This window comes from Flavobacterium notoginsengisoli (assembly GCF_042686225.1).
Taxonomy (GTDB): domain Bacteria; phylum Bacteroidota; class Bacteroidia; order Flavobacteriales; family Flavobacteriaceae; genus Flavobacterium; species Flavobacterium notoginsengisoli.
On the sequence record NZ_JBHUOT010000003.1, the window covers coordinates 483471 to 507040 of the forward strand.

The 23570-nt window shown below is 33.8% G+C and carries 21 protein-coding genes and 1 tRNA gene; 10 read left to right on the forward strand and 12 right to left on the reverse strand.

Annotated elements, in window-relative coordinates:
• Positions 1-766 precede the first annotated feature (766 nt).
• Positions 767-1285 carry an MATE family efflux transporter gene (locus ACFS3A_RS09950; protein ID WP_379825240.1) on the forward strand — a complete coding sequence of 173 codons (519 nt, stop codon included), beginning with the start codon at positions 767-769 and terminating at the stop codon, positions 1283-1285.
• Positions 1286-1300: 15 nt separating this feature from the next.
• Positions 1301-1978 carry an MATE family efflux transporter gene (locus ACFS3A_RS09955; protein ID WP_379825341.1) on the forward strand — a complete coding sequence of 226 codons (678 nt, stop codon included), beginning with the start codon at positions 1301-1303 and terminating at the stop codon, positions 1976-1978.
• A 97-nt stretch (positions 1979-2075) separates the two neighbouring features.
• Here ACFS3A_RS09955 and ACFS3A_RS09960 read toward each other — a convergent pair whose 3' ends face one another.
• Positions 2076-2972: an SDR family oxidoreductase gene (locus ACFS3A_RS09960; protein ID WP_379825241.1), complete on the reverse strand. Its 897-nt coding sequence runs from the start codon at positions 2970-2972 to the stop codon at positions 2076-2078.
• Between the two features lie 117 nt (positions 2973-3089).
• Here ACFS3A_RS09960 and ACFS3A_RS09965 point away from each other — a divergent pair, with 117 nt between their 5' ends.
• Complete coding sequence (locus ACFS3A_RS09965; RefSeq protein WP_095955068.1) at positions 3090-3422, forward strand: winged helix-turn-helix transcriptional regulator; 333 nt, start codon at positions 3090-3092, stop codon at positions 3420-3422.
• 603 nt (positions 3423-4025) lie between these two features.
• Here ACFS3A_RS09965 and ACFS3A_RS09970 read toward each other — a convergent pair.
• The 3 genes from ACFS3A_RS09970 to ACFS3A_RS09980 all read right to left on the reverse strand — a co-directional run bounded on the left by ACFS3A_RS09970 (position 4026) and on the right by ACFS3A_RS09980 (position 5588).
• The gene (locus tag ACFS3A_RS09970) at positions 4026-4478 is read right to left on the reverse strand and encodes a carboxymuconolactone decarboxylase family protein (RefSeq protein WP_066034741.1); all 453 of its coding nucleotides are present in this window, start codon (positions 4476-4478) and stop codon (positions 4026-4028) included.
• A gap of 68 nt (positions 4479-4546) precedes the next feature.
• Positions 4547-5122, reverse strand: coding sequence for a Crp/Fnr family transcriptional regulator (locus ACFS3A_RS09975; protein WP_026729722.1), 576 nt, complete (start codon positions 5120-5122; stop codon positions 4547-4549).
• 392 nt (positions 5123-5514) lie between these two features.
• Positions 5515-5588 (reverse strand) — tRNA-Arg (locus ACFS3A_RS09980).
• Between the two features lie 114 nt (positions 5589-5702).
• On the opposite strand from ACFS3A_RS09980, the gene ACFS3A_RS09985 reads away from it, so the two are divergent.
• Positions 5703-6215, forward strand: coding sequence for an adenine phosphoribosyltransferase (locus ACFS3A_RS09985; protein ID WP_379825242.1), 513 nt, complete (start codon positions 5703-5705; stop codon positions 6213-6215).
• 1 nt (position 6216) lies between these two features.
• On the opposite strand, the gene ACFS3A_RS09990 is transcribed toward ACFS3A_RS09985, so the two are convergent.
• The 4 genes from ACFS3A_RS09990 to ACFS3A_RS10005 are packed head-to-tail and all read right to left on the reverse strand — an operon-like array spanning position 6217 to position 8698.
• On the reverse strand, positions 6217-6867 hold the full coding sequence (locus tag ACFS3A_RS09990) for a response regulator (protein WP_379825244.1): 651 nt from the start codon (positions 6865-6867) through the stop codon (positions 6217-6219).
• Positions 6857-7639, reverse strand: a complete 783-nt coding sequence (locus ACFS3A_RS09995) for a sensor histidine kinase (protein ID WP_379825245.1) — start codon at positions 7637-7639, stop codon at positions 6857-6859. Before ACFS3A_RS09995 ends, ACFS3A_RS09990 begins: the two co-directional genes overlap by 11 nt.
• Positions 7612-8259, reverse strand: coding sequence for a hypothetical protein (locus ACFS3A_RS10000; RefSeq protein WP_379825246.1), 648 nt, complete (start codon positions 8257-8259; stop codon positions 7612-7614). Before ACFS3A_RS10000 ends, ACFS3A_RS09995 begins: the two co-directional genes overlap by 28 nt.
• 7 nt (positions 8260-8266) lie before the next feature.
• Complete coding sequence (locus ACFS3A_RS10005; protein WP_379825248.1) at positions 8267-8698, reverse strand: hypothetical protein; 432 nt, start codon at positions 8696-8698, stop codon at positions 8267-8269.
• Between the two features lie 260 nt (positions 8699-8958).
• Between ACFS3A_RS10005 and ACFS3A_RS10010 the strand changes: the two genes are divergently transcribed.
• From ACFS3A_RS10010 to ACFS3A_RS10020, 3 genes are all read left to right on the forward strand, one after another.
• Complete coding sequence (locus ACFS3A_RS10010) at positions 8959-10974, forward strand: hypothetical protein (protein WP_379825249.1); 2016 nt, start codon at positions 8959-8961, stop codon at positions 10972-10974.
• A 77-nt stretch (positions 10975-11051) separates the two neighbouring features.
• Entirely contained in the window at positions 11052-13205 is a 2154-nt protein-coding gene (locus ACFS3A_RS10015) for a hypothetical protein (RefSeq protein WP_379825250.1), read from the forward strand.
• A complete protein-coding gene (locus ACFS3A_RS10020) occupies positions 13205-14029 on the forward strand; it encodes an N-acetylmuramidase domain-containing protein (RefSeq protein WP_379825251.1) in 825 nt (274 codons plus the stop codon). Before ACFS3A_RS10015 ends, ACFS3A_RS10020 begins: the two co-directional genes overlap by 1 nt.
• Before the next feature lie 327 nt (positions 14030-14356).
• Here ACFS3A_RS10020 and pheT read toward each other — a convergent pair whose 3' ends face one another.
• A complete protein-coding gene (pheT, locus tag ACFS3A_RS10025; RefSeq protein WP_379825252.1) occupies positions 14357-16777 on the reverse strand; it encodes a phenylalanine--tRNA ligase subunit beta in 2421 nt (806 codons plus the stop codon).
• 274 nt (positions 16778-17051) lie between these two features.
• Between pheT and ACFS3A_RS10030 the strand changes: the two genes are divergently transcribed.
• From ACFS3A_RS10030 to ACFS3A_RS10040, 3 genes are all read left to right on the forward strand, one after another.
• Complete coding sequence (locus tag ACFS3A_RS10030; RefSeq protein ID WP_379825254.1) at positions 17052-18557, forward strand: aldehyde dehydrogenase family protein; 1506 nt, start codon at positions 17052-17054, stop codon at positions 18555-18557.
• A gap of 63 nt (positions 18558-18620) precedes the next feature.
• Entirely contained in the window at positions 18621-19655 is a 1035-nt protein-coding gene (adhP, locus tag ACFS3A_RS10035; protein WP_379825255.1) for an alcohol dehydrogenase AdhP, read from the forward strand.
• 65 nt (positions 19656-19720) lie between these two features.
• Positions 19721-20095 carry a DUF779 domain-containing protein gene (locus ACFS3A_RS10040; protein WP_379825257.1) on the forward strand — a complete coding sequence of 125 codons (375 nt, stop codon included), beginning with the start codon at positions 19721-19723 and terminating at the stop codon, positions 20093-20095.
• Between the two features lie 74 nt (positions 20096-20169).
• Here ACFS3A_RS10040 and ACFS3A_RS10045 read toward each other — a convergent pair whose 3' ends face one another.
• The 3 genes from ACFS3A_RS10045 to ACFS3A_RS10055 all read right to left on the reverse strand — a co-directional run bounded on the left by ACFS3A_RS10045 (position 20170) and on the right by ACFS3A_RS10055 (position 23561).
• On the reverse strand, positions 20170-21093 hold the full coding sequence (locus ACFS3A_RS10045; protein ID WP_379825259.1) for an AraC family transcriptional regulator: 924 nt from the start codon (positions 21091-21093) through the stop codon (positions 20170-20172).
• 73 nt (positions 21094-21166) lie between these two features.
• A complete protein-coding gene (locus tag ACFS3A_RS10050) occupies positions 21167-22030 on the reverse strand; it encodes a bestrophin family protein (RefSeq protein ID WP_379825260.1) in 864 nt (287 codons plus the stop codon).
• A gap of 220 nt (positions 22031-22250) precedes the next feature.
• On the reverse strand, positions 22251-23561 hold the full coding sequence (locus ACFS3A_RS10055; protein ID WP_379825262.1) for a TolC family protein: 1311 nt from the start codon (positions 23559-23561) through the stop codon (positions 22251-22253).
• Positions 23562-23570: the final 9 nt, after the last annotated feature.

Genomic DNA, 23570 nt, shown 5'->3' on the forward strand with positions numbered 1-23570 from the left:
AAGCCGGCAGTCTAGTTTTTAGACTGCTGGCTTTTTTTCTTAAAAAAGATTGATAAGGGAAGACAGGAAATTATCAAATTTTGAAAATGTAAAACTTAATTTCAGCTCTGTTCTTGGTGTTCGAATCCTGTTAAGTTATCGAACGCTAAAATTTAAATTTATCTTGTTTTTCATATAAATAATGTTTTTCTGAAGTTTGTTTCTTTATGAAGAAAATAAAGCAAAAACGAGTCAAACTCATTTATTGATAAGGGTTAAATAAAAGAATGGCGCCAATTGAAGACAATTGGCGCCATTTGGCTTTGTGACCTCAACGGGACAAATTACAACATCATTTTTGGATGATTTGAAGAAATTGGCTTTCTATATGTAGTATCTGTCTTCCATTGGCTATGTAAATTTGGTTTAGATGTCTTGTTGGGGATTGTTGTAAAAATTATAAAAACTCAATTTGTTTGCGGTATTAATCTGGGAGACAATTCTACAATTATTATCAAGTATTTGAAAATATTGTTATACTTAAGGCAGAATTGTCTTTCATTGGCTCTATGAATTACTGTCTGGGATTTTAAAATAAATTTATTTGATTTTCGAAATCTTTTTGAACAAAATGATTATTTATTTGGTTAAATAAGTCTTCCTTAAATTTTGTAGTAAAAATTTCATAATTAAATAGCAAAAAATTTTCCACATTCGTCTAAGCTTTTTGGGAGAGAAAAAGTATGAAGTCCATACTTATTGATTGTTGTTTGACCGGAGTTAAAAATTGGTTTATTTCTCACTGGTTCATTCTGTTTTTATGGTCGTTTTAGTCATAGGATTAGGTGTGGCCTACGGATTAACACCATTGATTGCGCAAGAAAATGGAAAATCAAATTTTAAGGAATGTGCTGAGCTTCTTTCAAACAGCTTATGGCTAAATGTCGCAGCTGCAGTATTTCTTTTTTTAATAGTTTATTATGGTTCTATGTTTGCCATACAGCATGCAGATCAGGATCCTCAGGTGGTTGCAACGGCAAAACCTTACTTACTTATTTTGAGTTTATCTATTTTGCCTTTAATGGTATTTCAAACCTTTAAACAATTTGCAGAAGGGCTGGGTTTTACAAAACAAGCAATGTCGATCACAATATGGGGAAATGTGCTCAATGTAATTATAGCAGTGATTTTGGTAAAGGGCATGTTTGGGATTGAGCCAATGGGTGTTCAAGGGGTAGGAATTGCAACATTGATAGATCGGGTTTTAATGATGTTGGTTATGATGTGGTATGTACTTGGATCATAGAATTTCAGGGTTTATATAAAGCATTTCGCTGTTAAGTTTGTTGATTTTTCAAAAATTATAAAAGTGGTAAAAATAGGATTACCTGTAGCGATGCAGTATGTTTTTGAAATTGGAGTATTTGCAGTTGCTGCTCTAATGGCTGGAAATATTGGTGCGACGGAACAAGCTGCTCATCAAACAGCAATAACCCTTGCGGCAATGACCTACATGATGGCAGGGGGAATTGCATCGGCGGCAACTATTAAAGTTGGAAATAGTTTTGGAAATCAGAACTACAAAAGACTTCAGAAATTTGCTTATGCGTCTTATCATCTAGTTATCATTTTTATGATGTTCTTTGCTGTAATTTTCACACTCTTTAATCAATATTTACCTTATTTGATAACAAATGATACAAGTGTTGTAGCGCTGGCTGCACAATTATTGATAATTGCCGCGCTATTTCAACTCTTTGATGGTACTCAGGTTGTTGGACTAGGAACACTAAGAGGAATGGGAGATGTAAATATTCCTACTTTGATAACCTTTGTTGCTTATTGGCTTATTGGTATTCCTGCGGCCTACATTTTAGGCATTTATTTCAATGCAGGAGTAAAGGGAATCTGGTACGGTTTGACTCTGGGGTTGTTAACATCATCTGCCTTACTGTATTTAAGATTTCGATATGTAATAAATAAAGTTTTGGAAAAATAATTTATAAATTCTATCATTAAAGTACAAAGTCCTTTTAGAATTTAAGGCATAAAAAAGCAGCAAAAAGATTCTATTCTTGCTGCTTTTTTTTTACAATTTAGTTAATAAAAAAATGTTTATGAATTTTAACCCATTCTTCTATTGGAGTCATTCTTACAGGCAGTTTTTCTAAAACCTCCTGCAAGTTAGGATTGAATTTTGTGGGATATACTGGCAGACTTGCCAACATTTCATAATATCCTTGCACACCTCTGGCGCTTTCTTCTCCAACAAGAATACTTAATTTATCCCCGAATTCTTGCGGAGGCATTGCGTAGAAATCAATTTTATCGCCCAAACCAAGAGAGAATTTTTCGGCAAGACCATTTCCTTTTAGGTTATCCAAACCGCTCACAAGAAAGGATTGTCCAGATAGTTCTGGTTTGTATAAAGCTTCTGCCACAAAAGCGCTGACATCTCTTGATGCAATATAACCAATAGGCATATCTTCCGGAGTTGGGTAAGCTACTTTTCTTTCACTTTTTACATAACCGGTTGTATAAGGAGCCAATAAATTTTCAGCATAAATAGATGGCTCAATAATAACATAGGGTACTCCGCAATTTTGAAGATATTCCTTGGTATCCAGCTTTACATCTTCCATAGGAATTCCTAATTTTTGCGGTGCCAGAAATCCGCTGGTATTCCAAACTATCATTTTTACGCCATTTTCCTTAGCTGCATCAATTACATTTTTGGCAAGTTGAAATCCATCTGCCGGATTAGGCAAGGAAACAGGAATCAGCAAAGCAACAGCATCAATTTCCTTAGTGATTTCTTTCATTTTTAATGCATCAGACATATCGCCTAATACAGGGATTGCACCAGCGTCTTCTAGTTTTGAAAAGTTTTTTTCTGAACTTGTAGCAGCATAAACAATTGCGCCTTTATTTTTTGCTTCTCCAATTACATGAAATTGCTGTGAGCCTGTGGCTCCAAATACTAATACTTTCATTTTATTTTTTATTTAATTGTTTTAATTTTTTGGTAAAACTAATTAATAACTTACTTTTGTACAAGTACTTACGTTTTAGTTGGGTACTTACCAAATAGTTAGAAATATTGAAAATCAATGGAAAAAAATCTGAAAATAATTAATGCATGTGACGAAAATTGCCCGGTAAAAAAAGCTCTAGGCTTATTGGGAGGAAAATGGACAATGATGATTTTGTATCAGCTTAATAGCAGAACCATTAGATATGGAGAACTTAAAAGAGCTGTAGTAGGTATTAGTGAAAAAATGCTGATTCAGGAATTGAATTCTCTGGTAGAAAACAAACTGGTCAGTAAAAAGGCCTATCCTGAAATCCCTCCAAGAGTAGAATATACATTAACAGAACTGGGTTTGAAGACTTTACCAATTATAGATCAAATAGCTGCTTTTGGATTGGAAAATTTGGTTTAATTTGCTTGCTCAAATCTAACATTTAGCATTTCTTTTTTAAGCATTGTTTTCGCCTTTATTGGTAAAATTTTCCTTTAAGGTCTTCATTGACGTTTTAAAAAACAAATTAGTAAAAACGAGTAAAACTTATATTTAGAGGATATATGAAAAAAAATGGCGCCAATTGTCTTCAATTGGCGCCATTTGGCTTTGTGACGGGGACAGGACAAATTACAACATCATTTTTGGATGATTTGAAGAGATTGGCTTTCTATATGTAATGTCTGTCTTTCATTGGCGTTAAAAAATTGGTTCGGATGTCCTGAGTAGGATTGATGCAAAAATTGTAAAAACTCAATTGATCCATCGCATTAAACTGATATATAAATTTACAAAATTTATGCAGGATTTTAAAAGATTGTTTAAGTTAAGGCAGGATTGTCTTTCTTTGGCTGTATGAATTATTTGATTGTTGTTCCACTGGAGCATTTCTATCCTAATTGGTGATTCTAAATGAGTTTTTGTAAAAGCAATAAGCCCGAAACAAATCGGGCCTATAATCATTAAATTTAATTATAATTCTAAACTTTTGGATGCATCGTAATTAAATTAGTTTTTTGCAAGTTATGCAAGACTTTCTCCTATTCGGAGATGGGTACTGAGAACAACCCTGTTCCAAAGATTGATTGTTATGACGGCCGTTATTATATCTGCTATCTGGCTTTCACTGAAATACTGTAAGGCCTTTGTATAGGTTTCATCCGTTAATCCGTTCTCATGAATTAATGTTATCTCTTCAGTTACCGCGAGCACCACTTTTTCCTCTTCTGTAAAAATGTCCCCAGCTTCTCTCCAAGCACTCAAGAGAAAAATGCGCTGGTTTGACTCGCCGTTTTTAACGGCGTCCTGAGTGTGGATGTTGATGCAGTAGGCACAGCCGTTGATCTGCGAGGCACGTATCTTTATGAGTTCTTTGGCTGTCTTGGATATGGAAATTTTTGAAAGGTAGCTTTCAAGTCCTATCATCGCTTTTAGTGCATCCGGAGCGGCCTGCTTAATGTTAAGTCGTTTTTGCATTGTATTATTCTTTTAAAATTGTTCAATGCAAAATTCAATAATAGGGAAGGGAAAAAACTTAAACTGGTTTAAGAAAGAAGCCTTTTGCGTATTTCGCTCAAGTATTCGGGCGTGAATCCTAGATAGGAAGCGATGAGGTATTGGGGAACACGCTGGATGAATTCGGGGTGGTTTCTGACTGCCTGGAAATAAAACTCTTCCTTAGAGAACGAGAAAAGAAATTTGATGCGTTTCTGTGCGGCTGCATAAGCCCTCTGGTAGACAAAACGGAAATAGCGCTCCATTACCGGAAACTCTTCCAGCAGCTTCTGCTGCTTCTCCAAAGTGATGTAAAGCAATGTTGATTTCTCTACTGCCTGAATATAAAATTCTGTCGCGAGCTGGTTCTCGTAGGCAAAGTTATCGGTAAGCCACCATGTTTCTATGGCAAATTCCGTGGTTTGTTCGGTACCTTTCTCGTTAATATAAAACTTTCTAAGCAGGCCGTCCAAAACAAAATAATGATGACGGCAGATCTGTCCCTCCTTTAGCAGGTTCTCTTTTTTACACGTTTGTTTTATGTCGAAGAATTTTTTGATTTGCTCAAAGTCATTGTCTGATACCTGTGCAAATTTGGCTATATGGTTTTTGAGTATATTGGACATCTGGAGTAAATGACATATTGGTTTTGACTGTTCGGCCAGCTTTTTTAATCGGAATGGCATCGCTGGCAGGCTCTTAAGCAAATATAGCAATAATATACTTAAATACGTTTTGAAATCAGATTTCATTATTTGTCATTAAATAGTAATTGAAAGCAATTTGGAGATTATATAGAGTCAATTTCTATAATATTCTGGGGGTTCGAATCCTGTTAAGTTATCGAATGATAAATTAACTATTTGTATTATTTTTCATCTAAATATACACGCTGAAGCAATTTTTCTATTATTTTAGAGAAAGAAAATAAAAGCAAAAATGACTCAAAGCCACCGTATTTATTAGTGTAAATGAAAAAATGGCGCCAATTGTCTTCAATTGACGCCATCTGGCTGAGTGACCTCGACTGGATTCAAACCAGTAACCTTCTGAGCCGTAATCAGATGCGCTATTCAGTTGCGCCACGAGGCCTTTTTGTTATCAATTAGCTATTTTTTTGTAGCTTTGTTGATTGCTTATTGCGGGTGCAAAGATAGACATAAATGTGAGATAAACAAGGAAAAAATAACAGAAAATTAAAAAAAAATGATGATTGAAAAGTATATACGTGATATTCAGGGTTTTCCTAAAGAAGGAATTTTATTTAAAGATATCACTCCGCTACTAATTAACCCCGAAGCACGAACAAATTGCCTTAAAATTTTGGTTGATTCCTTAGAAGGAAAGAAAATCGATAAAGTTGTAGGAGCTGAATCTCGTGGTTTTTTCTTCGGAATGTTATTAGCCCAGGAATTAAATGCCGGATTTGTTCCTGTGAGAAAACCTAAAAAGCTTCCGTATGATACGATTTCTGCTTCTTACGAATTAGAATACGGTTCTGATAGTCTTGAAATGCATACGGATGCAATTAAAAAAGGGGATCGTGTATTGATTCACGACGATGTTCTCGCAACAGGTGGAACAGCAAAAGCGGTTTGCGAATTGGTAGAAAGATTAGGAGGCGAAATTGTTCAATGTAATTTTTTAATGGAACTGACTTTCCTTAACGGAAGAGAAAAAATAAAAGAATATCCTGTCTTTGCCGCATTGACTTATTGATTCAGACTAAAACAATTTTATGCTTAATGGCATAAAGCACCAGTCCGATTCGGGTTTTTATTTCCAGTTTGTCAAAAAGTATTTCGCGATAACCGTCAATAGTTTTAGGGCTTAAACACATTTCTGATGCAATTTCTTTATAAGTCATTTCAGTGCAGGCGTGTTTGATAAAGACAATTTCTTTTTCCTTCAAACTGATTTTTTTATTGTCGCTGTTGACTTTATTAATAAGCATTCCGGAAACCAATTCGGTGAAATAAAAACCCTTTTCCATCACGCATTCGATGGCTTCCCTAAAGATTTCAGGCGAAGTATCTTTTAGTAAATAACCCTTGGCACCGTTTGTAATCATTTTTATAATAATTTCATCGTCATCGTTAACAGATAACGCAATTACTTTAAGGTCTGGTCGATTATCTTTCAGCCATTTCATAGTGCTTAATCCGTCCAGAACGGGCATGTTGACATCAAGAAGAATAAGATCAATTGCTGTTGAATAATTTTCTTGCAGATAATCAATAAATACTTTTCCGTTTTCAAAACGTTGTATCACTTCATAATCCCCAAAGCTTTTGATTAAAAGCTCTAAAGACTGAGAAAATAGCAGATGGTCATCTACAATTATGATTTTGTTTTTTGGGTTAGTTTTCATGGCCTTGAGTTAAGGGATATTCGATAGTTACACTTGTTCCTGTTTCATCAGAATTCAGAATTAGCCTGGCGCCAATTAATTTTGCTCTTAGTTTCATATTATTCAAACCTAAACCGGAATTTGATTTTTTAAGATCATATCCAATCCCAAAGTCTTTTAGTTTTAGTCTAAAGACAGAAGTAGTGGTTTCAATAAAAACATCAAATAAATCACTCCTGGAATGTTTTAAACTATTATGAAGCGCTTCCTGAAAAATTCTGTAAATAATTAATTCATGTTCTTCGTTTATAGCTGGAACAGTTCCAATCTGATTTAGGTTGTATTTAATTTTTTTTAGTTTCTTAATCCTTTCCAAATCCTGCTGAATGGCTTCCAGAAAATTGTTCTGCAGTAAATTATCTTTATTGATAATTCGGGAAAGGATTCGTAATTCGTCGAGAGATTTGGCTAAAACGGCTTTTAAATCTTTAAGTTCTTCAATATTTACATTTTTATTACTGATTGAAATATTAAGTTGCATAATCGCGACCGAAATAATCTGTCCGATATTATCGTGCAGTTCTTTACTGATTTCGGATAAGGTCTGATCTTTTATCTCAATTCTGGTTTTTACCAATTCGGACTGGAAATACAGATCAGCTTCCATTTTCTCTACTACAAAGTTGTTTTTCTTCTTTAGGAAATAGAAGAAAATGATAACTAAAACGACAATGAGGGTAAAGAAAACAATACCCAGAGAAATGACTAATAATTGTATTTCTTTTCGCTCCATATAAATCCGATTATAAAACAGCTGTGTGCCAGAAAGTTTAAAATAAACAGCACAAGGCTAAAAATAGATTCGTCTTGTTTGATTAAAAACCAATTTATTGCCAGCATAAAAGGCGTAAAAGGAACATGAAAAACCAATATTCCTAAAACATACCAGAAAAAGACTGACTTTTTAAAGTTTAATATTTTTTCAGAATTAAAAATCTCAATCAGATATAAGCAGGATAATATCAATACTAATAGTACACCAATTGCGAAGCTGTAAGTAAAAGAACGGTTCATGTCATTCTTAAAATATAGCAGGTTTAAACAATAAGTAATGATAAATAAAGTCAAAAAGACGATAGAGGCAATTCTGTTATTCTGTTTGGTTAATAAGGCTCTTAGAAGTAAAATATAGGCAGAAAAACTGGCAAACATGTAGAAATTGTAGACATAATAGTTCAGTAAACCTGTCCATTGGGTAAAATAGTAACCTACAATTTCGGTTATGATTGAAAACCAGATTAAAAGTACTAAAAATTTAGCTTTATTACCGGGAAGTTTTGGCAGCGAAAATAAACCAACAATTCCGGATAATAAAGCCAGATAAATAATATAAGATCTTAAAAATTCAAACATAGATATATTAGTATAATAAGCTTGGAGGTCTTCCAATGTTTCCGTAATTCATTGGTTCAAGACTTTGGATGTCAGATGAAGCGGCTTCTTGTTTTAAAGCAAAATTTTGAACCTTAGTTGTGCTGTTATCTATCTTTTTTCCCGTCGGAACTAAGAATAAAGTAGTTAATCCTGCTTTTTCGCCATGTTTTTCATCGTCAGGATAAACTCCAAAATAAAAACGGATTCCATCCACATTATAGCCCTCTTTTGCTCCGTTGGTTCTGATATAATGAATATAATTTTCTAATTCTTCCAGAGAATACCAAATAGCATTTGCGTCTTCTTTATCTGCTTTTTTAGCTGTAAGCGAAGCTCTTTTGTTGTTGTAATTCACATTTAACTGTCGAGCAAATTCTTTTGTAATTAACTGACTCGGTTTTGCGGGAGGATTTTTCATGATTAAATTATTATTTATTGGTTAAGGATTTAGTTAACAGTATTTTGACTACTGTTGACGACAAAATTATCGGAATGTTAAAATTCGGACAAGGGGAAATATACCCTTTTTTTAATAGGTAAATTTATTTAAAATTTTGGGTTAAAGTGCTGTTACATAATGTTTTGTAATAACAGAATTTTACATCGTCAGTTTTAAACTAAAAACAGACGGTAAAAAATGCAAAACCTTATTAAGTATTTAACTAAAAATTTAAAATTATGTCACAACCAACACCCCTGGGTTATCCTCATGCAGGAGCCGGAACAGTAGAAATTCTATTAGAGAAAGAAGATGGAGCAGATTATGCAGTGCTTTTCTCGCCAGATCCTAACAATATGTTATTGAGAGATGCCGGTCTGCCAATGCAGTTTTATTATTATCCAAAAGCACCACGTCTGGCAAAACATCCTGATGGCAGATTTAAGTTTGCAATGCAGGTTTTTAAATCAGAAGGAGATTCTTCGACAGTAATTGGCGCAGAAGGATTGGAAGAAGAAGCAGGAGCTTATACTACTTTGACAAGTACAATTGATTTACCTGAAGCTTTATTGAAAAAAGCAATCGATAAATTAAAAACAAGATTAAGCACTGATTATAAAAATCATAGAAAGTCAAGTCTTTTTGGGCTGTTTTCTTTTATAATAGGAGTTGATAAAGATTTTAATTCGACGAATGTTAGACCGATTCAGTTGACAGAAAATACAATTTCAATGCATGTTGTGGGCGAAAAATCACCAAATAATCCTTTTGGAGGTGCAAATCCATGGACATTTAATATTCAGGGAGAAGGTGCGGGAACTACTTTTGGATTAGGAGATAATGCGCTTTCTGTTTTAATGGGAAGAAACAGTGCTTCATTGGTAAAAAATGCATTAGAATCAGGGTCTAATAATTTGGTGATCGAAAACAAAATTAAGTATAAAGGCTATATGCCGACCACAACGATTAAAACCACCGTAGATGTTAAAAAAGTACATTCTTATTTTTCGGCAAAAGCCAATGTCAGCTGGTCATTTGTAGATGTGAATTGGGAAAGTGAATACGAAAAGATCTTAACTCAGGGCGGAATTGTTAGTGAAATTATTACTGATAATCAGTTTTCTAATGAAGAAAGAAAAAAAGTAGAAGAAGCACTTTTTCAAAAACAAAGAGATTTTGCTTTTCAATTGGTTCAGAAGCAAATTTTTGATGCACCTGAAAAACAATTTACTCCTGCTTCGACTCCGGAAAAACCGGGAGGATTTTTTAGGATTCTTTTTGGTGGCGGAAGTGTTGGAGTAAGTTTAAAACACGGAACGCAAATTAGAGAAGTGAAATTTACAGATGAAATTAAATTCTCTGCTATTGAAGTTTTAGATTCAAAAATCAGTGGAAATCTTACGCCTTTGACTTTGAAATCGGGTGCAGAAGCAAAAACGGAGTTGAAAAAATACATCACTGAAATTCAGTTAGACGAAGATTTTTCTAAAGTTCAGGTGATTGCTTCTTTAAACGGAGGTTTAATTAAGCTGGACAAAGATAATGATATTGTGAATGATAGTCCGGTAAGCCAGGTTTCTATTGAAGTGGGATATCCGGATTCTAAAGGAAAATTAATATGGAAAAGTTCTGGTAGAATGATTGCTCCTGAAGGAACTCCGTATGTAAAAAATACCAGTAAATCCGGAAAAGAAATCGATGCTATTTTCCCTGCAACATGGAATGATAAGTCGAAAGAAAAAAATGCTTTTGTATTTGATTTTGTAAAAAACAATGGTTCTACAAAAGTTAAAGTTCGTCAGGAAGTAATGTATGAGAAAGACAAGAGAATCAAGCTTAAAGATACAACTCGTGAATTTGAATTTGAAGGTACAAAAATCTTTGTTCCTCTTCCAATTCAGAACATGATTAATTACAACTTATCTACAGAAGAGCTTTACGACTGTGATACACTTGAAGTAACTTTAAAAGTGGATAAGATGTCGTCTAAAAAATTCAAATTCACCGTTGATAATTTTGAAGATGCGATTCCATACAGAGCCTGGTACGAATTGGATTACACAATTAAACCAACAGAGTACAAGGTAAAATATACTTGTAATGGAAAAATCGGTAAGAAATCTAAAAAGGTTTCTATTTCCACAGATTACATCAAAATCGATTATCAGGAAGGAGACGTGTTATTTGAAATCCCAACAGGAACGGATGCACAAAATGCTGATATCGAGAAAATAAGAGCTCCATTTATGGAATAATTTTTTTGAGACAATTTGCAAAAGGGACGTAATGTCCCTTTTGTTTCATAAGTCGCTAATTATTAAACCTAAACGTTATGCCAGATTTAAATACATTTAAGCTCGAAGGAACTAAATTGGTTCCCATAAACAGATTTAATCTTGAGCCTGCCAAACCGAGCACTGCTTTTTCAACAGCCACTGTCAAAAAAGAAACAGAGTTTAAGGTGATAGAACATCCTATAATTCATTCTATTGATATTAAACCTATAATTGTAACGTTTCCTTTTATTGAAAATTATTTTCCTCTTATAGAAGGAGATAAAGCAATTACAGAGAATGATTCCTTTAAGGATTATTTTAAAAATGATATTACGCTTTTTTTTCCACACGTTGAAATTGAACCCAACAACGGAGCAGTTTTTTACTATGAAAATGTACCCGACAAATCAGGAAATAAAAGTGGGCTTCTTGGAAAAGTTATGTTGAAGTATAGTTTGAAAGACAAATTATTACGGGTTAATCAAAGAAGTATTACTTTAAATCTAAAAGAAGCGGTTTTAAACCTTAAAGTAAATCATGATTTTATTAGAATAAACGGAATTGTCAACACGACAACACAGGAAATTCAGTTTGATTTGATCGATGAAGCGGTAAAAATTGCGTTTCTGAATTTGGTTTCCAATCTAAATGATTTAAAATGCAATATTGACCTTTTCTTTGATTTTAAAGGTTATTCTAAAATTAAAAGAAATTTTCTGTTTGCCAGAGATATTTCAATTTTAAAAAGCGGAACCATTCTTAAGAAAGATCCAACTTCTCCTAAGACAATAATACAGCCCAAAACAACACTTATTAATAGTCCGTTGATGGTAAAGGCTAATTTGGCTACTACAATAGCGCCAAAGACAGCTATTTCGGAGATACAGCGTGAGAATAGCATAAAAGCAGATATTCAGGAAGAATATGTAAAAAGTACTTTTCTGCTTAGAGTAAATAAAACTTTAAGTTATCCAATTGAGACAGATTCAACAACGAGTTTGTACAAAACAATTGGAGGCGGATTTGTCAATATTCCTTTTAATCTTAACGAGGATTTTTCGCAGTTCAAACAAATTTTTGTGACAGGTTTTAATTTTAGTAAGCTTTCTATTTATAAATCGATGGTTCAGCCGAACACTTTTTTACTGATTTCCAAAGTTTATAGCCTGTCAAAAGATCTAAATACCATGAAACCTTGTATTTCGACTATTTTTCATGCGTATGAAGAAGGAGCAGGGACTTCAGAAGAAATTTCAAAAATCAGTTTTCAATTTGCAATTGGCCCTAATCTTTCTGATTTTGATTTGGCAAAATTAAAAATCGCTTTATTGCAGAATAACTTTATTGACGGAGATTCTACAGATTATTTTGATAAAGTGCAGTTCTTGTTTCCAAACGATATTTCAGCAGAATACGAAGTCAGTGGGAATTACTTTTTGCAACAATCCGATATTACGACTGACGGTAAACACTTTCTGTTTAATCTTTCGACCGAAAATTTATCGGAAGCGAGTATTATGATTAATGCTTTAAATAATACAATTACACAGTATGCTAACATCAATTTTAAACACAAGGAAATAAAAGATTCCAGCATTATAGAATTGAATATAGAACAGACGATAGGCGAAATTCTGGAAACTCTGATTGATAATGCGGCCAGGAAAATCCAGATTAACAACCAGTCCATTTCAAACTGCAGGCTTAATTCTATACTATTGGTTTATAATCAGAATGTAACTTATTTAAATAGTATCTTTTTTAAAAATTATCCTCAGCTTATAAGCAATGATACCAAACTTCTGGATTTTTCAGCGGTTAATCCAACTGCGTCTGGCGAACTAAAAGATGTTTTTTTTGATTTTGAGAATATTGAAAACATCAGTTCAGAATTCAGTCAGGTCGTTTCACAGTCAACGGCTTATAACCGATATATTCAGGTTCAGATTAAAAGTCAGACTGCAGCAACAAACAGAATTACGATTGAATTAACGGTTCAGGAAACAGGAAGTAAATTTGCAGTAGAACGCCTAAAATCTGAGTTTTCGACCCCTATATTGTTCAATTTTATTGTTAAGAATACAGCGAACAATACTACTTTGATTTCATACAAAGTCAATTATTTTGACAAAAACGACAATCTCATCGGTACAAAAAATGAAGTTTTTGATTTCTCAAAAGCATCAATCATAACCATAAATAAAAAATAATGAGAACAATAAAAGCAGGAGCAAAGTCTCCGGAAGTTTATTATTTGAATGAACTTTTAGCTAAATTAAAATACAATGTTATCGTTTCCGATTATTTCGGAATACCAACAGATAAAGCAATCAGGGATTTCCAGTCTAAAAACCATTTAGTGGTAGATGGCGTGGTCGGGCTAAAAACATGGTCTTCGCTTTTGGAGAAAAGTAAAAACGGTTTTTCTTCTAATTCAAAATTGCTTTCTGAGCAAGACTTAATCAATTTCTCAAATCAGTTTAATTTGGAGCTCGCAGTGGTAAAAGCAGTAAACGAGGTAGAAAGCAACGGAAAAGGTTTTCTGATCGATGGCCGGCCAAAAATTTTGTTTGAAGGACATATTTTCTGGAAAGAACTCGAAAAAAGAGGAATTAATCCAAGATCTTATATGAATTCAAGTAATCAGGATATTTTATTCGAAAATTACACCAAGAAGTATTATGTAGGCGGAACAGCAGAGTATACACGTCTAGAAAAAGCTAAAAACCTCGCGCAGGACAAAAAAATCATTGATTCGGCAAATAGTTCCGCTTCCTGGGGATTGTTTCAAATTATGGGTTTTAATGCAGTTTCTATCGGTTATAAAAGTATAGATGAATTTGTAGAAAAAATGAATCAAAATGAAGGCGAACATTTAAAAGCTTTTGGATTATTCCTGGAGAAAAATAATTTAATCACACTTCTCAGAAATAAAAACTGGGCATCATTCGCTTTAAAATACAATGGACCGGCTTATAAAACCAATAAATATGATGAGAAATTGATGAAAGCCTATCAGAAATATTCAAAGTAAAAGAAAAGTTTTAAGTTTTGATATGTGTTTATTTTTTACCGCAAAGAGCGCAAGGTTTTTTTGTACAAACATTAAAAAACGTAGAAAGGTCCGCAAAGCTTTGTGAATAAAAACTTTGAGTCTTAGCGACTTTGCGAGCTAAATTTTAAGCTTAAATAAACTTGACGTTCTCTGCAAACTTTTAATAGAATGTAAAAAAAAGGTTCGCAAAGCTTTATAAATAAAAACTTTGCGAACCTTTGCATAAATCTTAGCGCTCTTTGCTTTAAACTAAGTTCAAAGTTTAGCCAACTTGAAACTTAAAACCTGAAACCTGAAACAAAAAAATTATCTCAAACTAGCCCCAAGCTCCGTTTCGAAAGTCTGTTGTAATTTAGACATAATCTTATCGATTTGAGTATCGGTTAGAGTTTTACTATTGTCCTGAATTGTAAAGCTTAAAGCATAAGATTTCTTTCCTTCCGGTAATTTATTACCTTGGTAAACATCAAATAAATTAACGTCTTTTAAAAGCGTTTTTTCTGTTTGTTTTGCCAGGTTGAAAATGCTTTCGTAAGTTGTGCTTTCATCAATTAATAAAGCCAAATCTCTACGAACTTCAGGATATTTAGGAATTTCAGTGTATTTAATTTTTCCTGTAATGATTTTTAAAACCAAATCCCAATTAAAATCAGCATAATAAACATCTTGTTTAATGCCGAAATGCTTTAAAATAGGTTTTTTAATAACCCCCATTTCAACTAAAATATCATTATTATAGGTAATTGCAGTTCCTTCTGAGTAAATATCAGACTGAACCGGAGCATTTGAGATCTTTTCAATTCCTAAACGAGATAAGATTGCTTTTACATAACCTTTCAACAAGAAGAAATCTGTTGTTTTCTGTGGACTTGTCCAGGTCTCTTTGTTTCTGTTTCCGGAAATTAGTAAAGAAAGATGTTTATGCTCTTCAAATCCGTTTAGGTATTTGTGATATGTTTTTCCGAATTCAAATAATTTTAAATCCGAGTTTTTTCTATTAATATTATAAGAAACCGCTTCTAGTCCAGAAAACAGTAAAGACTGACGTAAAGTTGCTAAATCACTACTTAAAGGATTCAACATTGAAACATTATGCTCTTCCTTTAATGAAGTTGATAATTTAGCGTAAGCAGCCGTCGTCAATGAGTTCGCCATCATTTCATGGAAACCTTGAGAATTCAATTGAGAAGCAATAGTATTCTGAACTTTATAATCTTCCGTTCTTGGAGAATTTGCTACAGTTGCATTGAATTTCTTAGAGAAATTAATGTTGTTATAACCATAAACTCTTAAGATTTCTTCTATTACGTCAATTTCACGCTGAACGTCAACACGATAAGCAGGAATTGTTAAACCTAAACCAGAATCAGAAACGCTGTTTACTTTAATATCTAAAGAAACCAAGATCTTTTTAATAGTATCTTTTGAAATTTCCTGACCAATAATTTTAGATACATGGCTGAAATTCAATAAAACAGAGAAATCTTCTACTTTTTTAGGATAAACTTCTACAACATCAGATGTGATTTTTCCGCCGGCCACTTCCTGAATTAAAAGTGCTGCACGTTTTAAGGCATATTCTGTAATAGTTGGATCAATACCTCTTTCAAATCTAAAAGAAGCATCTGTACTTAATTGATGTCTTTTAGCTGTTTTACGAATACTAACGGGATCAAAATAAGCACTTTCTAAGAAAATAGAAGTAGTTCCTTCAGAAACACCAGATTTTTTTCCTCCAAAAACACCTGCAATACAAAGAGGTCCTTTTTCGTCGCAGATCATTAAATCTTCTTTGTGAAGTGTTCTTTCTACATCGTCAAGAGTTACAAATTTAGTTCCTTCAATAGCAGTTTTTACAATAATTTTTCCATTGATTTTCGCAGCGTCAAAAGCATGTAAAGGTTGTCCTAATTCATGTAATACATAATTAGTAACGTCAACAATATTGTTTTTTGGAGTTAAACCGATAGCTTTCAAACGGTCTTGTAACCAGCTTGGGGATTCGTGAACCGAAATTCCGGAAATGGTTACACCACAATATCTTGGAGCTAAATGATTATCTTCAACATTAACATCAATTTTAAGCGTACGCATGTCCACTCTGAAATTGCTTACAGAAGGCGTAATCAATTCTATGTTTACACCACGCTGTAGCATTCCGGCTCTTAGATCACGTGCCGTTCCATAATGACTCATCGCATCGGCACGGTTAGGCGTTAATCCGATTTCGAAAACTTCATCATTGGCAATTTTGAATACTTCAGAAGCAGGAGTTCCGGGAACTAAATCCTCAGCCAAAACCATGATTCCGTCATGGTTGGTTCCTAAGCCTAATTCATCTTCAGCACAGATCATTCCGTGACTTTCCTGTCCACGGATTTTACCTTTTTTAATGGTAAATTCTGCACTGTCTTTATCATATAATATTGTTCCGATGGTGGCAACTGGTACTTTTTGTCCTGCAGCAACGTTTGCAGCACCACACACAATCTGTATAGGCGCTTCTAAACCAACATTAACTGTAGTAACTTTCAATCTATCAGCATCAGGATGTTTTTCGCATGTAAGAACGTGTCCGACAACAACTCCTTCTAAGCCTCCTTTTATAGATTGGTATTTTTCGACAACTTCAACTTCCAAACCAAGATCTGTAAGTAATTCTGAAGTCTGTTCAGATGTCCAATCTGTTTTAATAAATTGTTTTAACCAGTTGTAAGATATTTTCATTGTAACTTTTTTATTCTTGAATAAGGTTACAAATATAAGGATTGCGCCGTGGAGTAAGAAAAAATTATTTGGTTTTTTCTTGCTGTTTTTTTGTGATTGAAAAATGCTGTCAACTAAGTATTTGATAATTTATCTATTAAAATTTTATTAAATAAATATTATAAAAGGCTGAAAAAATTGAATGTGTAATTTTTGTGCTATAAGATGAATGATTAGTGCTATTCTGTTTCTTTTTATGAGACTAAATTTGGAATAAATCAAAAAAGAATATCTTATGAGTACCACAGCAAAAAGACCTGAATTTAAGGCAAAATACGATAATTATATTGGCGGAAAATTTGTAGCGCCAATTAAAGGAGAATATTTCGATGTATTTTCTCCAATTGATGGAAAAGTATTTACAAAAGCAGCACATTCCGGAAAAGAAGACTTAGAACTGGCTGTTGATACAGCTTATGAAGCATTTAAAACCTGGGGAAAAACTTCTGTAACCGAAAGAAGCATTTTATTAAATAAGATTGCTCAAAAAATTGAAGACAATTTAGAGTACATAGCAACGGTTGAAACTATTGATAACGGAAAACCTATTCGTGAAACTTTAGCTGCAGATATTCCATTGGCAATTGATCACTTTAGATATTTTGCAGGTGTAATCCGTGCTGAAGAAAGTTCGATTGCAGAATTAGATTCGCAGACTGTTTCTATCGCATTAAGTGAACCTCTTGGTGTTGTAGCACAGATTATTCCGTGGAATTTTCCAATCTTAATGGCAGTTTGGAAAATCGCTCCGGCACTTGCGGCAGGAAATACCATTGTTTTAAAACCAGCCGAAAGCACGCCAATTTCTATTATGGTTTTAATGGAATTAATTGGAGATCTTCTTCCTCCGGGAGTACTGAATATTGTGAATGGTTTTGGAGCAGAATTAGGACGTCCGTTAGTCACAAACAAAAAAGTAGCTAAAGCAGCATTTACAGGTTCAACTACTACAGGACGTTTGGTAATGCAGTATGCGACTGAAAACATTATTCCTGTAACTTTAGAATTAGGTGGAAAATCTCCAAATATTTTCTTCCCTTCTGTGGCAGATCACGACGATGATTTCTTTGATAAAGCGGTTGAAGGCGCAGTTCTATTCGCATTAAACCAAGGGGAAATCTGTACTTGTCCTTCCAGATTATTAATTCACGAAGATATTTACGACAAGTTTATTGCAAAAGTAATTGAAAGAACAGAAGCGATTGTGGCTGGAAATCCGTTGGATAAATCGACTATGATTGGCGCTCAGACTTCGATTGTTCAGAAAGAAAAAATCATGTCTTACATCAAATTAGGTAAAGAAGAAGGAGCAGAGGTTCTGACTGGAGGAGATGAAAATAAATTAGGAGGAGAATTAGAAGGTGGTTATTATATCAAGCCAACTTTATTTAAAGGACATAATAAAATGAGAATCTTTCAGGAAGAGATTTTCGGGCCTGTTTTAGCGGTTACGACTTTTAAAACTACAGAAGAAGCCATCGAAATTGCAAACGATACCATGTACGGTTTAGGAGCGGGAGTCTGGACAAGAGATGCGCATGAAATTTATCAGGTTCCAAGAGCGATTCAATCTGGTCGTGTATGGATTAATCAATACCATTCTTATCCTGCCGGCGCTCCATTTGGAGGTTACAAACAATCCGGAATTGGTCGCGAGAACCACAAAATGATGTTGAGCCAATACCGTCAAACCAAAAACATGCTGATTTCTTATGACAAAAAGAAATTAGGATTCTTTTAAAAAGAATATAAACCTGAGAGTAGAAAATCGATAGTTTTTCTATTCTCTTAAAACCATAGAATTATGCTTCCAAAAACAATGAAAGCCGCGGTCGTCAGAGAATTTGGATCTCTTTTAAAAATTGAAGAGGTCGAAGTGAAACGTCCAGGCAGAAATGAAATTCTTGTAAAAGTAATTGCAAGCGGTGTATGCCATACCGATTTACATGCCGTTGACGGAGACTGGCCGGTTAAACCTAAAATGCCTTTAATTCCGGGACACGAAGCTGTTGGTTATGTTGCCGCAGTGGGACAGGATGTTAAAAATGTAAAAGAAGGCGATGCCGTTGGTGTGCCTTGGTTGTACAGTGCTTGCGGTGGATGCGACCATTGCATTACAGGCTGGGAAACATTATGTGAAAGCCAGCAGAATGGAGGTTACAGTGTAGATGGCGGATTTGCAGAATTTGTTATTGCAGATGCCAGATATGTTGGGATTTTACCTTCAAATGTGAACTTTATCGAAATGGCTCCGATTTTGTGTGCCGGGGTTACTGTTTACAAAGGATTGAAAGAAACTGAGGTTAAACCTGGCGAATGGGTGGCGATTTCTGGAATTGGAGGTTTAGGTCACGTTGCAGTTCAATATGCGAAAGCAATGGGAATGAATGTGGCTGCAATTGATATTGGTGATGATAAATTGGAACTGGCAAAAAAATTAGGTGCAGATTTGGTTGTAAATGCCAAAAATCAAAATCCTGGAGAATTCTTAAAGAAAGAAGTTGGTGGAATGCATGGGGCATTGGTTACCGCAGTTTCTCCAATAGCTTTCAAACAAGGGCTTGAAACTTTGAGAAGAAAAGGTACAATGGCATTAAACGGACTTCCTCCAGGCAATTTTGATTTGTCTATTTTCGATACGGTTTTAAACAGAATTACAATCAGAGGTTCGATTGTGGGAACTCGAAAAGATATGAAAGAAGCAATCGAATTTGCTGTTGATGGAAAGGTTAAAGCAACAGTTACCACTTCAAAATTAGAAGATGTAAATACTGTTTTTGACAAAATGAAAAAAGGTGAAATAGAAGGAAGAATCGTGCTGGATATAGCACAGTCCTAAATAGTTGGTTATGTTAAAGCAGTAAACCCTAAAAAAGTTTACTGCTTTTTTTAATTCTGAAAGTTATGATTAAACGTATTGATGCCACAGAAAAAGCAGTTGAGTTAATTAACATTCTAAAGGAAAAACATGGAGATTTGATGTTTTACCAAGCAGGAGGATGTTGTGAAGGAACGCAACCGCAATGTTTTGAAAAAGGAGGCTATTATCAGCGTACCGGGGATGTATGTATTGGTACAGTCGAAGACACCGAATTTTGGGTAGACAAAGATTTATTTGAATACTGGAAACATGCTCATTTTACTTTAACCGTAATTGATGCCTTTGGTGTAGGAGGCTTTTCTCTAGAAACGCCATTAAAGAAAACATTTCAAATAGAATATAGAATTTTTACTTCAGAAGAAGAAAAAGATTTAGAGCCAGTTTTTAGGATTGAGTAGCTTTTTTTTGTTTCAAGTTTTAGGTTTCAAGTTTGAAAAACTTAGCATCTTAGTATCTCAGAACCTTAGCATCTTCAATTAATATAAAGTAACTGATACTGTTTCGGTGTAATTCCTTCGTGTTTTTTGAATAATCTGATGAAGTAATTAGCATCTTCAAATCCTGCTAAATAACAGACTTCGTTAATTTGAAGCGTTGGATTTTTCAACAAATTTTTAGCGCATTTTATTTTTTCACTCAAAATATATTCGATCGGACTCATTCCGAGTTCGCGTTTGAAGAAACGATAGAAAGAAGTGGTGCTCATGCAGGCCTTTTCACTCAACGTTTTCAAATTCATGTTTTCCTTTAAATTCTGCTTGATGTATTCTGTAACTTCTGTGATTGGATTATTGGCTTCATGAAATTTTCCTTCATCCAAAGATTTTACAGTTTGCGTCTGAATAATTCGAATCAGTAATTCTTTTAGTGTCAGATCTGCCAAAATATCTTTAGTGATTGAAGTGCTCATGCATTCTTTAATCAGTTTATTGATGGTTGATGCCATTTCAACATTATTGTAGAAGAAATAATTCTGATAGTTTAACTGCCAGAACATATTATGGCCTTCCTTAGGATATTGCTCGTTTAGGAAATTTAAAATTTCAGCAATTTTTGCCTGATCTATCGCTAAGGCTAAACACTGAGTAGGATTATTTTTGGAGGCTTCCGGAAAATCAATTTTCATTTCTACGTTGGACGGAACTATCACCGTTTCACCAGGCAGATATTCAAATTCAGGATCATCAAAAAGATGCATGACTTTTTTACCGCGAAGCATGCTGGTCACGACCAAATCATTGAATTTTAACGGAACCATTTTAGTCGATTCGTAGGTTTCAAACAAATTCAATTCACAATGGTTAAGATTATAAATAGTTCTATTTTCAACAAGAGTCTTTAACGATTTCTCTTGTGATAATTGAAGTGGATTGACTAGAAATCGTTGGTTATTCATTGAAATTTAATTTTTGGTGAAGACTTTAAATTTAATGAAAATAAGTATATAAACAGGAAGAATTAACGTTTTATTAAATCAATTCTTCCACATGTTTTTTGATGTTTTCTGAAATCTTTTTAGTTGGAAGATCATTTTCGTCATCTCCAAACGGATCTTCAATTTCTTCGGCAATAAGTTCCAAACTGGCCAATACATAAAATATAAAAACGACAACAGGAGCAACCAGATAGCCTAAGCTAACAGAATATCCAAACGGAAGTGTCATCGTATAAAAGAAAATGAATTTCTTAATAAAAGCACTGTAAGAGTAGGGAATAGGAGTGTTTTTGATACGCTCGCAAGCCCCACAAATATCTGTAAAAGCAACCAATTCGTCATTTAAAGTAATTAGCTGATCACCGGAAATTTTTCCTGCATCGTACAAATCATTGATTTTGTGATACATGATTCTTTTTAACTGATTCGGTTTGTGTTTGTGTTGGTCAATTTCGAGTTCTACATCTTCAAAAAGCTGTTTGCTGGTGTCTTCATCTTTTAAATGTTTGTGCAAAATATCAGCATACATCGGAATGTATTTTCTAAAAAACTTACGATCATTCTCATCTTTAAGAATTGCAGAAAGTTTTATAGCAAAATTACGACTGTTGTTTACAAGTCCGCCCCAAAGTTTACGGCCTTCCCACCAACGGTCATAAGCAGTATTGGTTCTAAAAACAAGCAAAAGGGAAATTACAAAACCAAGCATTCCGTGCATAATTGGAATGTTGTGGATATAATCATTTTTTGTGACTTTAAAATATTCGACTTCGAGATAACCAACAATAGCAGCATAAATTCCAATTGCAATCATAATTGGAAACAGTTTACGAACAGTATCCGATTTATGAAAATGAAATATAAAAGTAAACCAGTCTTTGGTATTGTACGTTATCATTTAAGTTTGTTTTGAAACAAATTTAAATTAAAAATTGCCTAATTTGATGTAGGATAAAAAAAAATATTTAAACACATAGAGACATAGTTTTTGTAGACGCTAAAAAAGGCGTTTCACTAATGCAGTTACACATAGCTATGCGTGTTTATGCAGGTGAAACGCCTTTTTCTAAGCTTTAAATCTATGTTTCTATGTGTATGGAATTATTGAGTATAAAAGACTAAAAAGTAATATTTCCAGCTAATTCTTTTAAGGCAATTTCAGATAATTTAGCCTCATATTGCGCATTGCTGTAACGCACTTTTGCATTGACATAGTTTAATTGAGCTGTTCTAAAATCGATAGTTGTTATAGTTCCGATTTTAAATTTATCTAATGTAATTTCTAAATTTTGCCTCGCAATCGCTTCATTATCTTCTTCTAAATCAATAAGCTCCAGATTGGTTAAGTAGGTTTGAAATGCAGTGCTTAACTGCGTATTTAAAATCATGCCTTGTTGTTCGATTGCAATCTTTGAATTTTCGATCTGCATTTTGGCTACTTTTTCATTTCTATGCTGATTAAAACCGTCAAAAATGTTCATTGAAGCATTGAATCCGTAGTTTAAACCTCTTGATGAAGTTTCGCTGGTAAAACCTAAACTCGATTGGCTTTCAGAAAAATTGTAACCTGTAGTCAATCTTAGAGTAGGGTAACGATCCGCTTTTACCTGTTTTAATTGTAATTCCGCAATACGCTTGTTGATTATCTGCGATTCAAGTGCCGGATTTTGTTTTTGGGCCAATTCCATTAAATCAGCCAAAACTAATTTATTATCAACATTTACTTCATCAGTAACTTTGAAATCAATTTTCGGATCGCGGGCTAGATATTGGTTTAATAATATTTTCGCATTAGCATAAGATTCTTTTTGTCTTAACAATGCCACCTGATCAGAATTTAAATCAACCTGTGCATTTAAAACTTCTAATTTTGAAGCTTTTCCGATAGTAAATCTGTTTTTAGCCAAAGTCAGTCTCTGATTAGAAATTACGATTGTAGTATCTAAAGCTGCTAATTGATGCTGTTGTTGTACTAAATCATAATAGGCCGAATTTACTTGTCCAATTTTGACTAGAATAGTTCTTTTAAGCTCAGAATCGCCTAACTTCTGAAGTTCTTTCAACTGATCTAATTTGGCAAACATTTTCATACCGTCAAAAACAGTCCATCCTAAACTAACTCCATAATTTAAGCTATTATTTTTGGCATTGTTCAATGTAGTTGATGTACCGTCCTGACGAACTTGTGTTGAATTTGTAAGGTTATTATTGTCAGTAATGTTTGCGGTCGCAGTTGGTAACATACCAGCATTACCAATAGTAACGTTTGTTTCGCTTATAAGGGAATTGTTTTTCGCGATTTTAATCTCAAAATTGTTCTCCAAAGCTATAGTCATAGCCTGCTCAATAGTGAGAACTTCCTGTGCGTTTGCCTGAAATGCATAGACAAACAGCATAATAAAAGTACAGTATATATTTTTGATATTCATTTCTAATTT

What these genes read in the sequence shown, in the direction of transcription:
- ACFS3A_RS10055 (WP_379825262.1), bottom strand. Translation starts at nt 23,561, where the DNA reads ATGAATATCAAAAATATATACTGTACTTTTATTATGCTGTTTGTCTAT.
- ACFS3A_RS10050 (WP_379825260.1), bottom strand. Translation starts at nt 22,030, where the DNA reads ATGATAACGTACAATACCAAAGACTGGTTTACTTTTATATTTCATTTT.
- ACFS3A_RS10020 (WP_379825251.1), top strand. Translation starts at nt 13,205, where the DNA reads ATGAGAACAATAAAAGCAGGAGCAAAGTCTCCGGAAGTTTATTATTTG.
- ACFS3A_RS10000 (WP_379825246.1), bottom strand. Translation starts at nt 8,259, where the DNA reads ATGTTTGAATTTTTAAGATCTTATATTATTTATCTGGCTTTATTATCC.
- ACFS3A_RS09960 (WP_379825241.1), bottom strand. Translation starts at nt 2,972, where the DNA reads ATGAAAGTATTAGTATTTGGAGCCACAGGCTCACAGCAATTTCATGTA.
- ACFS3A_RS09985 (WP_379825242.1), top strand. Translation starts at nt 5,703, where the DNA reads ATGATGATTGAAAAGTATATACGTGATATTCAGGGTTTTCCTAAAGAA.
- ACFS3A_RS10045 (WP_379825259.1), bottom strand. Translation starts at nt 21,093, where the DNA reads ATGAATAACCAACGATTTCTAGTCAATCCACTTCAATTATCACAAGAG.
- ACFS3A_RS09990 (WP_379825244.1), bottom strand. Translation starts at nt 6,867, where the DNA reads ATGAAAACTAACCCAAAAAACAAAATCATAATTGTAGATGACCATCTG.
- ACFS3A_RS10015 (WP_379825250.1), top strand. Translation starts at nt 11,052, where the DNA reads ATGCCAGATTTAAATACATTTAAGCTCGAAGGAACTAAATTGGTTCCC.
- ACFS3A_RS10040 (WP_379825257.1), top strand. Translation starts at nt 19,721, where the DNA reads ATGATTAAACGTATTGATGCCACAGAAAAAGCAGTTGAGTTAATTAAC.
- adhP (WP_379825255.1), top strand. Translation starts at nt 18,621, where the DNA reads ATGCTTCCAAAAACAATGAAAGCCGCGGTCGTCAGAGAATTTGGATCT.
- pheT (WP_379825252.1), bottom strand. Translation starts at nt 16,777, where the DNA reads ATGAAAATATCTTACAACTGGTTAAAACAATTTATTAAAACAGATTGG.
- ACFS3A_RS10030 (WP_379825254.1), top strand. Translation starts at nt 17,052, where the DNA reads ATGAGTACCACAGCAAAAAGACCTGAATTTAAGGCAAAATACGATAAT.
- ACFS3A_RS09975 (WP_026729722.1), bottom strand. Translation starts at nt 5,122, where the DNA reads ATGTCCAATATACTCAAAAACCATATAGCCAAATTTGCACAGGTATCA.
- ACFS3A_RS10005 (WP_379825248.1), bottom strand. Translation starts at nt 8,698, where the DNA reads ATGAAAAATCCTCCCGCAAAACCGAGTCAGTTAATTACAAAAGAATTT.
- ACFS3A_RS09970 (WP_066034741.1), bottom strand. Translation starts at nt 4,478, where the DNA reads ATGCAAAAACGACTTAACATTAAGCAGGCCGCTCCGGATGCACTAAAA.
- ACFS3A_RS09995 (WP_379825245.1), bottom strand. Translation starts at nt 7,639, where the DNA reads ATGGAGCGAAAAGAAATACAATTATTAGTCATTTCTCTGGGTATTGTT.
- ACFS3A_RS09965 (WP_095955068.1), top strand. Translation starts at nt 3,090, where the DNA reads ATGGAAAAAAATCTGAAAATAATTAATGCATGTGACGAAAATTGCCCG.
- ACFS3A_RS10010 (WP_379825249.1), top strand. Translation starts at nt 8,959, where the DNA reads ATGTCACAACCAACACCCCTGGGTTATCCTCATGCAGGAGCCGGAACA.